Raw genomic sequence first — 12,503 nt, 5'->3', positions numbered from 1 at the left:
TTGGTTTTTACCCCTTCGTTTTAGCCAGCACTTTTCTCTTGGTTAAAGTTATACATTTCATCAAGGAGTTTAAATTTTGCAAACACCAATTTACAAGTTTATGGAACGCGAATGGGCAGAAAAATTAGTAAATAATGGTTTGATTCGCTTATCTTCGGCAAGGACGTATCATGATGAAGCTTTATATGGTGAAGAGATCGGTGACTCTACTGAAGGTGAGATCGAGGTGTATTCTTATATAGATAACCAAAATCAACCATTTGAGCATAACCACGTAACGAAATCATTAATAGGGAGTGATGTAAATAATTTAAGTATTGAAAACTCGGTAGGTTGTTTGAAATATGATTGCAGTCATGATTACATTTATTGTGCATCTAAATTATTTAGCGTTCCATTGATGAGGCGTTTTTCAAAAAACTTCGGTAAAAAATATAATGTATGTGTAAAAATCACTCACTATAAAGAGTTTTTTCAGCTTATAACATCTAAGCTAAAAGAACGAGGTTATTCATCAAATTTTGTAACAACAGCAATATGCTCATATCGTACTAAGAAACAATTAAGGTTTGACGAGAAAAATAAACATCATCCATTACTATATAAGCCGTTTAAGCATGAACATCAGCATGAAGTTAGAAGTATATGGGAAATAGAAGATGCACCTTTACATATAGATCTTGAAATACCAGATTTAGGTAAATATGCCAAGATTTATTACTGGGATAAACCTACATTGCCGGATAGTTACCTCGATATTGCTAGAGTAGAAAATTTTAATTTTAAAGAGGATTCAATAGAGTTAGATGGCCATGTGTTTGGAAATTGTACGGCGGAACAATCTAATTTTCATTTTAATGGGAATCATCCCACTATAATGTGGGATGTAAAAACTGACAATTCAAAACTGATATTGGGCGCTTCAGCTAGAAGAACTGTTGATTATTTAAGACACTTACATGAATCTGGCTACGGTAAAGAAGCTGTAAATGATGTAATTAATTATATCAATGGTACAAGAGAAACGTTGTAATAGTATTATTGTGAGTTTTGTTTTTTAAATAACTTTTTTATTTTTAGTATTTCCTTTTGATTCAATTTCGCAACTGGTAATAATTTCGTCGGTTATTGCTGTTGCCATTGTTGAGATTTTTACACCTTCCGTTGGTTCCATTAATTTTAATTGAATCAGCGTAAACAACCCTTCGGTTACCAATACGGGGGTAAAGTATTTTTCTTGTTTTTGACAGCCCTTGTTTTTAAAGGCCTATAAAGAACCTAAATAGTTTGTTTTTTAAAAGCTGCCTTTAAGGATGAATAAAAGGACGTTTTTTTGGAGGGCTGGTGTTCAGTTGAAACTTTTATATTACCTATTTCTAAATGATGTTTTTCTCATGTTACTGAGAATTCTCAGTAATACATATCGACCAGTACTGTATTTTTTTTAAGTCTTTGAAATCATTCTGATTAGCGCGTTTCTTCTCGGAGAGGATTACTTAGACTTCTCACTAATATTCTTAATTTCATGTGTTTAATAGTAATAAAAGTATAATAAGGTTATGAAATTTAAAGGTATTGAGTTATTTTATTCAATAATAAAGTAGATGGGAATTACTGAGACGTCTACATAATAAGCTGTTATATGCAAAAAAAAAGGATTTATGCACATGAATATCAATGCAACAATTATCGGTCAGTTAGTTTTCTTTTCTATATTTATCGTTGGACCTTTAAGTTATTACTTAGGTAAACGTAAAACTTCTACACCTAAAATAGCTACATTGGTAGGTGTTTTATTATGTATCGTGCCTCCACTTAATATTGTTTACATAATTGTTTTAATGCTAAAAAATGACGTTGTTTCAAACCCAAAGATTGAAACTTCGGTGTGATTTGCATATAACAAGCAAATTAACAGGATAAATAACAGTTGGTTTTGCTCCTGCGTCGCTATTTTAACCAACTATCATTTGCCCATTATTTGGGCGTTATATCTACGGAGACGTAATGAAATTATCAATTCTTATATTTTTTTTATCGTTTACTTTATTAAGTGAAGTAAAAGCTACCAGCTACTCTCACACAAACTTAATACAAAAAATTGTAACAATACCGTCTGGTACAGACAAAGATTACATAACCTTAAAGGGCTTTAGTTCCGCAGGAAGTTGCTTGAATGCGAATGGCCTCGTTGTTGCAAAGTTTTCAGAAAATTATAACCGTATATTTTCTTTAGCTTTAGCTGCAAAATTGGCTGGTAAAGAAGTGCGTTTAGTTGTTGACGATACCATAAAAAACAGTGAAGGTTTTTGTTTAGTTAAAGCATTGGCGATTGAGTATTAAGTAGATATAACAAGCTGTTCAAGCGGGACAAATAACAGTTGGCTTTTGCTCGTTCCTTGCTTATTTTAGCCAACTACAATTTGCCCCTTAACAGGGCGTTATATTTTTATCGAGGTCTTCAATATGAAAAAAGGTTATGCGTTAATCTTTGCATTATTATTTTCTGGTTATAGTCAAGCAAGCGATGTAAATCCTGCAAAAATCACTCAAGTTCTGGCTGGGCCCTCTTATGGTAATCAAGTTCTTTTAACGGTAAGTCCTACTCCCTCTAACTTACCAAGTTGCTAAAATAATCAGTGGTACAGTTATGTCTTTGATGGGAGTACTGAATCTGGAAAAATAACCTTAAGCTTAGCTTTGTCGGCATATGCAGCGAATAAAAATGTCTGGTTAGGTGGAACCGGTACTTGCACGTTAAGAGGAGGAGTCGAAGATTTGAAACATATTGTTGTAAAGTAAAGCGAATAAAAAATATAACAAGCTGTTCAAGCGGGACAAATAAAGCTTGGCTTTTGTCGCTTCGCTCAAAATTTTAGCCAAGCTAATTATTTGCCCCTTAGTTGTGCGTTATACGTTTCAATAAATTAGCATGGAGCTCTAAGTGAATAAATTTTTATCTGTTTTAATGTTAACACTTTCTTTTTCTGCAACTTCAGGTGAGTACACAGGGAAATCATCAATAAACTGGATTTCCAGTATTAAAGGCAACTCATTTGTTATATCAGGCAACTGGGAGAATAAGGAGGGGTGTAGCATTATGACCCAAGGGATTTGGTACATTAAATCTGAAACTGACGATCCTGAAGAGGTTAAGGCAATGTATAGCATGGCATTATCAGCTTACATGGCAGGTAAAACGATTGAGCTATACTCATACAGCTGCTCGAGCGGAGGTACTATAGGACGTCCTATGGCAAGAAGCATGTATCTTCCTTCTCGGAGTGGATAAAACGTATAACAAGTCATTCAAAAGGACAAAAAACAATTGGTTTTTGCTCCTTCGTCGCATATTTTAACCAACTATTATTAGCCTCTTAATGAGGCGTTATATTTATTGTGCGATCTACAAGGATAATTATGAATAAAATTAAATTATGTATATTTCCATTAAGTGTTCTCTTTTCTGTGAATACATTTGCTTCCGCAGATTGCATTGGAGTCCCTAGTGCAGTGAAAATGGGAGAATATGGCAACCAAGAAAGTTATGTAATCGTAAGGGTAAATGGTAAAGATTATCGACTTGGTGTTGCGACAGATGACAATACAAAAATCAGAGTGTCAATAGCTCACTCAGCTTTAATAGCAGATAAAGAAGTTAAGTTGCGTTTTTGGGGTGAAGAATCATGTGATTCTGCATCCGCTAATGGAACTATTCCTAATTCATTTCAACTTATAAAATAAATATAACAAGCTGTTCAAACGGGACAAATAACAATTGGCTTGTTCCGCTTTGCATCACATTTTAGCCAACTACAATTTGCCCCTTAACAGGGCGTTAGCAGCCTAAAAGGAATTTAGCTTTGTATCACTTTAAAAAGAAACTGTGGAATTTAGGCGCAGCAATATTTTGGTTTGGTATTTTAATTACAGTCATTATCTATTCATTAGGCTTTCTATTAAGTAGCGCATGCTCTAAAGATGAATATGAAGAGCTTTTTTCTCCGAATGGTGAATTACGAGCTGTTGTTATGATGAGTGGTTGTGGCGGATTTTCTAGCCCTCAAACTCAAATATATGTCGAGCGAGTGAAAAATAAATCATTATCGCCATTCTCTTTAAAAACTACGGATACGCTAATCCGTTTAGATGGAAAACCAAAGGCTATAAATTATAAAATTGCCTGGAAAGGCAATAATGAATTTATCATTTCAAATTTTGATTTTGCGAAAATGATGGAATTTAAAAATCAATCTTGGGGTACGGAATTACCAAGAATCTATTTCGAAGTAAACGGCAGCTAACAAGCAATTCAAGCGGGACTTTTTACAGTTTGCTCGGTTCCGCTTCGCTACACAATTTTAGCAAACCATTAAAAAGCCTCTTAATTGGGCGTTATATTACTATATGGAGGGTATATGAAAATTTTTAGATTACTAATTGTAATGTTTTTTATGTTTGGGGCCATGTCAGTCTATGCTGGATGGAGTTCTTCTAGCAAGGTTTTAGAAACTTATGCTCACACCGCACATGGCGGCTATGGAGTTTTTCGACTAGAAAATATGAACACTAACCCAAGTAACTGTACAAGCCCAGGCTACTATGTTGTTAGCAAAGAAAATAACCCTGTATTTGAAGAAATATATTCTTTGCTTCTAGCTGCCCATATGTCGGGTAAAAAAGTTCAAGTTTGGATCTCAGGATGTAGTCCACATAATCATATGAATATCCATCATGCACGTATTGTTCAGTAATATAACAAGTCGTTTTAAAGAACAACAAAAAGTTGGCTTTTGCTCCTTCGTCGCTAATTTTAGCCAACAATTTTTTGCCTATTAACTAGGCGTTATAACTTTTCCCAAACTAGGATTGAACTAATGAAAATAGCTATCGTACTTCTGAGCCTATTTAGCACATCAATATTTGCGGGCGATATAGCTTTTGGGACCTTAAAAGCTATCAAAGTATACGACTACCCTTCGAGTAAAGTGACAAAACTATATTTCTCAGATGATGCAACATTTAAGCTTGTTGAGGAATGCGATGGTATCGCTAACATTACGCATAGTTTGCATTCAGAAATGGCATTAAATCAAATGATGAGCATCGCACTTGCAGGATACATGTCTGGAAAAAAGATTAGAGCTAACTCTTCTGGAGATACCTGTGAGTTAGATTTTCTTGCTATACAAGAGTCTCGATTTTAGTTATAACAAGCTGTTCAAGTGGGACTACTAAAGTTTGGCTCGTTTCGCTGCGCTCACAATTTTAGCCAAACAATAAACGCCTATTAGCTTGGCGTTATATTTTTCAAATTTGAAAGGAGTTTTTATGAACCTAAAACCATTAGTGTTTTTTGCTGGGGTTATGGTACAGAATGTTGTTTTTGCCCAAACAGTTCACTGGACAGGAAGTGTCCAAAAAGTTAGCGTTTCAAGCGATAAAATAAATATTTTCATAACTGGAGCTACAGCCCCTAGTAATGGCTCAGCTTGGAGTTGCACTAGTAATATTGTGATGGTGGGCCATCTAAACGACACTATTCCTACTTCTATGAAGTACACTGCAGCTATGGAAGCGTATAAGTCAGGTGTAACAGTCCGCATAGGCGTTGACGGCAATGGAACAGATTGCACTTTAAAATATATAACCTTAAACCCCAAAATATAACAAGCCATTCAAGCAGGACAAATAACAGTTGGCTATTTGCTCCTTCGTCGCTTATTTTAATCCATTGTTTTTTGCCTCTTAGTGAGTGTTATATTTTATGGTGACTGTCAATGAAAAAATTATTAATATTGTTGTTATTACTTTCAACACATACTCAAGCCGCGAACTATAAAGATTCACACGGATTGAAAGTGCAATTGATCTCTGCATGGTCAAGCAGTGGGAACCTTCTAATTCAAACCAACCCTAAACATTCAATTGAAGGTGTTAATTGTACTGATGATTACTGGTTAGAACTGGAAAAAAATTCTCCTGGGTATGACACTTTATTATCCTTATTATTAACCGCTCAATCAGCTGATAAAGCTATAACAATAAGAGCTATTGATGATAATAATTCTAAATTTTGTCGACTAGAGAGAGTTATCATTAATAAGTAAAATATAATAAGTCGTTTAAAAGGACAAAAAGTTGTTGGCTTTTGCTCCTTCGTCGCTAATTTTAGTCAACAACTTTTTGCCTCTTAACGAGGCGTTATACATTTAATCTAGGAATGAGTTTTATATGAAACATATCATGTTGCTTTTGTTTTTTTTATCTGGTGCTACATTGGGAGGGACACCACCCTTTGAAGGGTGTAAGGCCGCAAATCTTGCGTGTGCAGGTGAGATCGATAGAATATATTTGCACCCAAATGGAAGCGTTAAAGTTCCACCACCCGTAGGTTCTAATCTAAGTGATATGTCTTGTTCATTAAGCGAGGGGGTATACCTTACAATTAAGCGCAATCACCCCCACTTTAAAGAAATGTATAGTATGTTATTAACGGCTCATGCATCTTCTAAAAAAATGTATCTTCGGTACGTTAAAGACTCCCCTGATTGTGAGGTGTGGTACACGGTTATTTATTAGTTTCAACAATGTATAACAAGCCATTCAAGGAGGACTTTTAACAGTTGGTTAGGTTCCACTTCGTTTCACATTTTTACCAGCTATCAAAAGTCTTTTAATGGGGCGTTATGTCTCTAGGAGGTTTCTGTTGTGATTTTCAGGTTCAATGTATTTGGCAAACGGATGTCAGTTCATAAAAAAAATGATGAATGGCAATTATTTAATGAATCAAATACAGGTATTCGCGCGCGAGTCTACGATGTTGTTATTCCATCTGATCTAGAGTCTGTTGAGCTTGGAACCTACCTCGATGATATATATCATGAGTATTCATCTGAAAAGCATCCTAATGTTATAGAAATAGATTAGAGTTATTGCCGCATAACAAAAATAATTCAAACTGGAAAAATAACAGGCCGTTAGATAATTTAAGTTTAATTTTTGTGAGCAAAGTACAGTTATTTAAATTTGATAGCTCTAAAGGTCAGTAGGAAGTAAAATTAGAAGTGTGGTACTTTAAATATTAAGTATTTGTATGTGTCTGATAGCAAAAGATAAATTTTGGCACGTTCGGGTGAATTCGAAACTCTGCCCTATATTTCAAAAGACTATATTTTTTATTTTTGGTGGACTAAAAGTGGACGAGAAATAAAAAAGCCCCTACAACCATTTGATTGTAAAGGCTATTGTGTGGTGGAGCGGGGGGGAATCGAACCCCCGTCCAAAAAACCTACATCCTCGGTACTACATGCTTAGTCGATTATTTATTTAACCAATTGGACGCCAATCGACAGGCTTCGTCATGGTGAGCTTAATACTATTTCGCGGTTCAGCCTTAAGCGTGCTTCCCTCGCTATCCTACTTGGGGTGACCATCGATCCTCTAAACAATAGGAGAGTTTATGAGGCGATGGCTAGCCTTAAGCGGCTAGTGCGAACGTTTCGTCGTTTGCAATTATAGTTTTGCGGCTTTTTACCAGGCCAACCGCCCCTGGGCATGCACCTTGGGTTTCGTGAATCTTGTCGAATCCTAGATCCGCCCCAAAGTTCTTACATTTTCATTATAAGCTAAAATAGCCTATAAAGCGCATTGTACAACGCTTAACTTAAATAGACAACGTGGTATTTTTTAACCACTTAGTGAATAAACTAGCGTTCTAAGTTTTTATTTTTCATTAAGCGACCTTTATCAACCGCCCATTCACGGTCTTTAATGTCGGCACGCTTGTCGTGATCTTTCTTACCTTTACCGAGATAAAACTCTAATTTCACCCAGCAGGCTTTCCAATACATTGCGGTAGCAATGAGTGAGTAGCCGTCACGCTCAACGGCGCCACATAAACGGTCTAATTCTCGACGGTTCAATAACAGCTTGCGTGAACGGTTTGGATCACACACTACGTGGCTTGATGCTGCATTAAGTGGCATGATTTCAGCACCAACTAAATAGGCTTCACGGTCTTTAATAAAAACATAGCAGTCAGATATGTTGACTTTACCACTGCGTATACTTTTAATTTCCCAACCTTGCAAACTCATACCGGCTTCAAATTTGTCGGTTAAGTTATAGTTGTGACGAGCTTTTTTGTTCAGCGCTATGGTGTTGCTATTCGATGATTTTGATTTTTTCTTCTTTGCCATTTTAATTCCATTCATGTTTGCCAAAATAGATAGCAAGCGCGTTATTATACGGAGAATTTGTGCTATTTAAACGGCTTATTTATCATTTTCGACTTTAATGCGTTTTTTAAAGACATTTGCTATGATAGCGCGGTTGAGAATTGGAGGGTGAATGCCAAACATAAGTCGTAGTGCATTAGTGATGCACAGTGTAGAAGATATGTATCATTTAATTAATGATGTGCTTTCTTACCCTAAGTTTTTACCGGATTGTAGTGATAGTAAAATTATTGCCCAAGATGATAGTTCAATGACCGCAGCGTTATTAGTTTCCAAAGGTGGTTTAAAGAAGTGGTTTACTACTGAAAATACTTTGATTAGTAATCAAGAAGTTAAAATGAGTTTAGTAGATGGACCTTTTAAGCAGTTAGTAGGTGGTTGGCAATTAAAAGCTTTATCTGATGAAGCATGCAAGATTGAACTGAACTTAGATTATGAGTTTTCTAACAAAATGTTCGATTTGGCCTTTGGTAGAATATTTAACAATTTAGCGAATAATATGGTGCATGCTTTTACTCAGCGAGCAAAAGAAGTGTACGGCTAGAAAAGTTGAAGTTGTTAGTAAAAGTGTAATTCGACAAATTTTATAAATATTGAGTTTAGTATGAGCGAAGACGTTATGAATGAAGAAAGTGTTGCAGTTGCGCAGTTTGCCATTGAAGTTGTTTATGGTACGCCAACACGTCAAGAAATAATTGCTTGCACTATTGCGCCTGATACCACGGTTGAACAGGCAATTCTCAGTTCAGGCATTATTGAAGATTTTCCTGAAATTGATTTAGCCGTAAATAATGTTGGTATTTGGAACCGAGCGGCTAAATTAAAAGATATAGTAAAAGATTTAGACCGTATTGAAATTTATCGTCCATTGATTGCTGATCCGAAAGAAGTGCGCAAGCGCAGAGCGGAAAAAGCGAAAGAAGAAGGGCGTGCCGATAAAATTACCGGTGGCCGAGTTGATCCAAGAAGAGCAAAATCGAATTAAGTTTTTCTGTTTTCATAAAAAAGCCAGCTGTTTAAATTAGCTGGCTTTTTTAATACTAAGTACGTTGGCTAATGATTGTAATTAATTAATCATAGGTACGTAGTAGCTTTCTGGTAATTCGAAATCACCTTCGGCATTGACAATTTTGTTGTCTTCAAAGGTAATCGTAAATTTCTTTTCTGCATTATATTCTTCGTTTCTACCTGATTTAAAGCGGTAAACGTAATGCCAAATGTTTTTATTAAAGGCGTCTTCTACAACGGGACTACCTAATACAAACTTAACTTGCTCTTTTGTCATACCAATTTGAAGTTTGTCGATGTCTTTTTGTTCCAAGTAGTTACCTTGTGGGATATCGATGCGATAAACCCAGCTTGAACAGGCAGAAACAGATAGGGCGATAACAATAGCTAATACTCGAAACAACATGGTAATTATATTTATCCTTTTTAGTTTGAACGGGGATAATAGCGAAGCGGGCTAAGAGATACAAAATTATTTTTCGTTTATTTTGCCCGCTTGAAAATATTTGCTTTATCCGGCAAGTAATTCTTGCGCATTAGCCAGACTATTCTCGGTAATTTTATCACCGGCGAGTAAACGGGCAATTTCTTGGACGCGGCCATCGCTAGAAAGTTCCGTTACTGTGGTTTCGGTATGCTCGCCATCAGTTAACTTAGCAACAAATAACTGCTGATGGCCTTTACTGGCAACTTGTGGCAGGTGAGTTACACAAATAACTTGGGTTTTTTTAGCAAGCTGCTGTAGCTTTGCGCCAACCATAGCGGCGGTTGGGCCGCTGATACCAACATCAACTTCATCGAAAATTAAACTTGGTGTGATCACTTTGTCGGCTAGGATAACTTGCATGGCCAAGCTAATGCGCGAAAGTTCGCCACCTGAGGCAACCTTGTTCATGGCTTCAAGTGCTTGTCCTGGGTTTAAGCTGGCAAGGTAATTGACATGATCGAGTCCGTTGGTCGACATTGTTTGTTCTTTATTTTGACATACGTCGATGAAAAACTGGCCGTGTGGCATGTTTAATTCAGCCATGCTGTTGGTGATCATTTTGCTAAGTTTGGTTGCTGCTTTTGTTCTTGAAGCTGATAATACTTGAGCGGCGTCTTGATATTTTTGTTTCGCTGCTTCTATATCATCATTAATTTGATCTAAGCGGCTTTCGTCAGAGCTAAATAATTGTAACTCTTGTAATAGTTGCTGGTGAAAGTTTGCAAGTGCTTCGGGCGCTACTTGATGTTTTTTCGCTAGTTGCACTGCCGTTGAGTAACGCTCTTCAATTAAGGTGTATGCTTGTGGGTCTAACTCTAGGCTTTCGTAATAATGCTTTATTTCCTGACTGGCATCTTCAACTTGAATCAGTGAGTCATTAAGTTGTTCAGCTATAGCTTTTAATGCTGGGTCAAAGTTGCCTAATGACGCAATTTGTTCAGCGCTTTGTCGTAAACCGTCAACAACGTTAAATTGCTCATTTTCCGATAATTGCTGCACCGCAATTAATGTTTCGTTAAGAATATGCTGGCCATTGCTTTGACGTTTGTAGTCGGTTTCTAAACTTTCGAACTCGTCAACTTGTAAAGAGAACTCATTCAATTCATTTACTTGATATTGCAATAGCTGTTGTTTGGCTTCACGCTGTAATTTACTTTCTTGTAAATGCTTAGCTTCTTGGCTTAGTTCACGCCATTGGTGAAAGTAGTATTTTACATCATCAAGTAAGTGTTGATGTTTTGCATAGGCGTCGAGTATGTTGCGTTGCTCGCTCGCTTTTACAATTAGTTGATGATCATGCTGACCATGAATGTTAATTAGCAGCTGACCAATTTCTTTCAGTTGCGCTAATGGTACTTGGCTGCCGTTAATATAGGCCTTCGAGCGACCTTCAGCGGAAATTACCCGACGAAGAATACATTCATTATCCAGCAACATATCATTTTTTTTCAGCCACTTTTGTGCCGATTTATTTTTGGTTGTGTCGAAGGTGGCAGCAAGCTCTGCTTTGGCACAATTTGGACGAACAACATTAGTGACAGCTCTGTCGCCTAAACAAAGTCCGAGGGCATCAATGGCAATGGACTTACCTGCACCGGTTTCGCCGGTGATGGTAGTCATACCTTGTTGCCAGTCAATGTCTAGCGAGCGCACTATGGCAAAGTTTTGAATGTTGAGTTGTAATAACATAGTCAGTCCTAGTTTCGTTAGCTGCAGCTTGATTGAGCAGTGAAGCTGTTTTAACGACGATAAATACAAAAAAACCAGATACTGTTAATTTATACAGTATCTGGTTTTTTTTCAAGCAATGTTTGTACTTTTATTTTCAAGCCCCGTTTATTCAGGGCTGCAAGCGCGACTGACTAATAGAGTTTATTACCCCAGCTTAATTTATTTCGTAAAACATTAAAGTAGTCATGATCAAGCGGATGAATTAATCGCAAGGTAAATTCGCTTTTCTTGATGATAACTTCATCACCCGGCATCACGGCTAAAATAACGTGACCGTCGCAGCTAACTTGTAAGTTCTCATAGTTTTCATTGGCAAGTTTTAGTTTTATTTCACTGTTACCGTCAACGACAATTGGCCGACTGGTCAGGGTATGCGGAAACATAGGCACTAATGACAGAGCATTTAAATTTGGCGTTAATATAGGACCGCCTGCCGACATTGAGTAGGCGGTTGAGCCGGTTGGAGTTGATACAATTAAGCCATCTGAGCGTTGACTAAACATAAAGCTGCCATCAATATAAACTTCAAACTCTATCATGTTAGCGACTTTACCGGCATGCAATACCGCTTCATTTACCGCGCTATTCGAGCTTTTAAGTTTACCGTGACGATACACTTCCGCTTCGATGATAAAGCGTTGTTCGCAGCGAGACTCACCATTTAAAATGGCTTCAAGTGGTGCCACTAAATCATCGGGAGATAAGTCGGTTAAAAAGCCTAAGTTGCCACGGTTCACGCCTAAAACACCAATGTCATAGCAGGAAAGTACCCGAGCCGCGCCAAGCATATAGCCGTCACCACCCACTACTATCGCGAGGTCGGCTTGTTCACCTATTTCAGTCAATGTGGCAACAGCAATATCTTCAAGTTTAATTGATGGTGCAACTGAACTTTCTATCAGCACTTGGTAACCTTGCGCAGATAAATAGCGATGTAAAGTTTCAATGGTTGAACTGGCACCGTCGTGATGAGGTTTACCAATTAAGCCCACCGTTTTGTATAATTGACTCATTCTTGAGATAAAACCGTAATAAAA

The 12,503-nt window shown here is 37.0% G+C and carries 18 protein-coding genes and 1 other RNA gene; 14 read left to right on the top strand and 5 right to left on the bottom strand.

What is annotated here, in order from left to right; translation table 11 throughout:
- Positions 1-76: 76 nt before the first annotated feature.
- From AC27JP_RS01820 to AC27JP_RS01765, 12 genes are all read left to right on the top strand, one after another.
- On the top strand, positions 77-1,033 hold the full coding sequence (locus tag AC27JP_RS01820) for a hypothetical protein (RefSeq protein ID WP_487111729.1): 957 nt from the start codon (positions 77-79) through the stop codon (positions 1,031-1,033).
- A gap of 634 nt (positions 1,034-1,667) precedes the next feature.
- On the top strand, positions 1,668-1,892 hold the full coding sequence (locus AC27JP_RS01815; protein WP_487111728.1) for a hypothetical protein: 225 nt from the start codon (positions 1,668-1,670) through the stop codon (positions 1,890-1,892).
- A gap of 115 nt (positions 1,893-2,007) precedes the next feature.
- The gene (locus tag AC27JP_RS01810) at positions 2,008-2,343 is read left to right on the top strand and encodes a hypothetical protein (RefSeq protein WP_487111727.1); all 336 of its coding nucleotides are present in this window, start codon (positions 2,008-2,010) and stop codon (positions 2,341-2,343) included.
- Between the two features lie 123 nt (positions 2,344-2,466).
- Positions 2,467-2,631 (top strand): hypothetical protein, encoded by a 165-nt coding sequence (locus tag AC27JP_RS01805; RefSeq protein ID WP_487111726.1) that lies wholly within the window; start codon positions 2,467-2,469, stop codon positions 2,629-2,631.
- A 313-nt stretch (positions 2,632-2,944) separates the two neighbouring features.
- Positions 2,945-3,292, top strand: coding sequence for a hypothetical protein (locus AC27JP_RS01800; RefSeq protein WP_487111725.1), 348 nt, complete (start codon positions 2,945-2,947; stop codon positions 3,290-3,292).
- Between the two features lie 128 nt (positions 3,293-3,420).
- The gene (locus AC27JP_RS01795) at positions 3,421-3,744 is read left to right on the top strand and encodes a hypothetical protein (RefSeq protein WP_487111724.1); all 324 of its coding nucleotides are present in this window, start codon (positions 3,421-3,423) and stop codon (positions 3,742-3,744) included.
- A gap of 119 nt (positions 3,745-3,863) precedes the next feature.
- The gene (locus tag AC27JP_RS01790) at positions 3,864-4,304 is read left to right on the top strand and encodes a hypothetical protein (protein ID WP_487111723.1); all 441 of its coding nucleotides are present in this window, start codon (positions 3,864-3,866) and stop codon (positions 4,302-4,304) included.
- A 114-nt stretch (positions 4,305-4,418) separates the two neighbouring features.
- On the top strand, positions 4,419-4,754 hold the full coding sequence (locus tag AC27JP_RS01785; RefSeq protein WP_487111722.1) for a hypothetical protein: 336 nt from the start codon (positions 4,419-4,421) through the stop codon (positions 4,752-4,754).
- 123 nt (positions 4,755-4,877) lie between these two features.
- Entirely contained in the window at positions 4,878-5,207 is a 330-nt protein-coding gene (locus AC27JP_RS01780; RefSeq protein ID WP_487111721.1) for a hypothetical protein, read from the top strand.
- A 124-nt stretch (positions 5,208-5,331) separates the two neighbouring features.
- Positions 5,332-5,670, top strand: a complete 339-nt coding sequence (locus tag AC27JP_RS01775) for a hypothetical protein (protein ID WP_487111720.1) — start codon at positions 5,332-5,334, stop codon at positions 5,668-5,670.
- Between the two features lie 110 nt (positions 5,671-5,780).
- A complete protein-coding gene (locus AC27JP_RS01770; protein ID WP_487111719.1) occupies positions 5,781-6,110 on the top strand; it encodes a hypothetical protein in 330 nt (109 codons plus the stop codon).
- A gap of 601 nt (positions 6,111-6,711) precedes the next feature.
- On the top strand, positions 6,712-6,930 hold the full coding sequence (locus AC27JP_RS01765; RefSeq protein ID WP_487111718.1) for a DUF7661 family protein: 219 nt from the start codon (positions 6,712-6,714) through the stop codon (positions 6,928-6,930).
- 322 nt (positions 6,931-7,252) lie between these two features.
- On the opposite strand, the gene ssrA is transcribed toward AC27JP_RS01765, so the two are convergent.
- Positions 7,253-7,603, bottom strand: a transfer-messenger RNA (tmRNA) gene (ssrA, locus tag AC27JP_RS01760).
- A 106-nt stretch (positions 7,604-7,709) separates the two neighbouring features.
- Positions 7,710-8,201, bottom strand: a complete 492-nt coding sequence (smpB, locus tag AC27JP_RS01755) for an SsrA-binding protein SmpB (protein WP_487111717.1) — start codon at positions 8,199-8,201, stop codon at positions 7,710-7,712.
- A gap of 151 nt (positions 8,202-8,352) precedes the next feature.
- Between smpB and AC27JP_RS01750 the strand changes: the two genes are divergently transcribed.
- Together AC27JP_RS01750 and AC27JP_RS01745 are read left to right on the top strand one after the other, a co-directional pair.
- A complete protein-coding gene (locus tag AC27JP_RS01750) occupies positions 8,353-8,784 on the top strand; it encodes an SRPBCC family protein (RefSeq protein WP_487111716.1) in 432 nt (143 codons plus the stop codon).
- A gap of 60 nt (positions 8,785-8,844) precedes the next feature.
- On the top strand, positions 8,845-9,225 hold the full coding sequence (locus tag AC27JP_RS01745) for an RnfH family protein (RefSeq protein ID WP_487111715.1): 381 nt from the start codon (positions 8,845-8,847) through the stop codon (positions 9,223-9,225).
- 81 nt (positions 9,226-9,306) lie between these two features.
- Here the strand turns inward: AC27JP_RS01745 and AC27JP_RS01740 are convergent, their stop codons facing one another.
- The 3 genes from AC27JP_RS01740 to nadK all read right to left on the bottom strand — a co-directional run bounded on the left by AC27JP_RS01740 (position 9,307) and on the right by nadK (position 12,479).
- Positions 9,307-9,654 carry an outer membrane protein assembly factor BamE gene (locus AC27JP_RS01740; protein ID WP_487111714.1) on the bottom strand — a complete coding sequence of 116 codons (348 nt, stop codon included), beginning with the start codon at positions 9,652-9,654 and terminating at the stop codon, positions 9,307-9,309.
- A 105-nt stretch (positions 9,655-9,759) separates the two neighbouring features.
- On the bottom strand, positions 9,760-11,424 hold the full coding sequence (gene recN / locus AC27JP_RS01735) for a DNA repair protein RecN (protein ID WP_487111713.1): 1,665 nt from the start codon (positions 11,422-11,424) through the stop codon (positions 9,760-9,762).
- Between the two features lie 173 nt (positions 11,425-11,597).
- Positions 11,598-12,479 carry an NAD(+) kinase gene (gene nadK / locus AC27JP_RS01730; RefSeq protein WP_487111712.1) on the bottom strand — a complete coding sequence of 294 codons (882 nt, stop codon included), beginning with the start codon at positions 12,477-12,479 and terminating at the stop codon, positions 11,598-11,600.
- Positions 12,480-12,503 lie beyond the last annotated feature (24 nt).

The organism is Colwellia sp. SU-HH01172, assembly GCF_057553355.1.
The sequence above is the reverse complement of the archived record's forward strand: the minus strand, read 5'-3'. Positions and strand labels throughout refer to the sequence as shown.

What these genes read in the sequence shown, in the direction of transcription:
- AC27JP_RS01740 (WP_487111714.1), bottom strand. Translation starts at nt 9,654, where the DNA reads ATGTTGTTTCGAGTATTAGCTATTGTTATCGCCCTATCTGTTTCTGCC.
- smpB (WP_487111717.1), bottom strand. Translation starts at nt 8,201, where the DNA reads ATGGCAAAGAAGAAAAAATCAAAATCATCGAATAGCAACACCATAGCG.
- AC27JP_RS01770 (WP_487111719.1), top strand. Translation starts at nt 5,781, where the DNA reads ATGAAAAAATTATTAATATTGTTGTTATTACTTTCAACACATACTCAA.
- AC27JP_RS01785 (WP_487111722.1), top strand. Translation starts at nt 4,419, where the DNA reads ATGAAAATTTTTAGATTACTAATTGTAATGTTTTTTATGTTTGGGGCC.
- nadK (WP_487111712.1), bottom strand. Translation starts at nt 12,479, where the DNA reads ATGAGTCAATTATACAAAACGGTGGGCTTAATTGGTAAACCTCATCAC.
- AC27JP_RS01795 (WP_487111724.1), top strand. Translation starts at nt 3,421, where the DNA reads ATGAATAAAATTAAATTATGTATATTTCCATTAAGTGTTCTCTTTTCT.
- AC27JP_RS01810 (WP_487111727.1), top strand. Translation starts at nt 2,008, where the DNA reads ATGAAATTATCAATTCTTATATTTTTTTTATCGTTTACTTTATTAAGT.
- AC27JP_RS01815 (WP_487111728.1), top strand. Translation starts at nt 1,668, where the DNA reads ATGAATATCAATGCAACAATTATCGGTCAGTTAGTTTTCTTTTCTATA.
- AC27JP_RS01780 (WP_487111721.1), top strand. Translation starts at nt 4,878, where the DNA reads ATGAAAATAGCTATCGTACTTCTGAGCCTATTTAGCACATCAATATTT.
- AC27JP_RS01775 (WP_487111720.1), top strand. Translation starts at nt 5,332, where the DNA reads ATGAACCTAAAACCATTAGTGTTTTTTGCTGGGGTTATGGTACAGAAT.
- AC27JP_RS01745 (WP_487111715.1), top strand. Translation starts at nt 8,845, where the DNA reads ATGAGCGAAGACGTTATGAATGAAGAAAGTGTTGCAGTTGCGCAGTTT.
- AC27JP_RS01750 (WP_487111716.1), top strand. Translation starts at nt 8,353, where the DNA reads ATGCCAAACATAAGTCGTAGTGCATTAGTGATGCACAGTGTAGAAGAT.
- recN (WP_487111713.1), bottom strand. Translation starts at nt 11,424, where the DNA reads ATGTTATTACAACTCAACATTCAAAACTTTGCCATAGTGCGCTCGCTA.
- AC27JP_RS01805 (WP_487111726.1), top strand. Translation starts at nt 2,467, where the DNA reads ATGAAAAAAGGTTATGCGTTAATCTTTGCATTATTATTTTCTGGTTAT.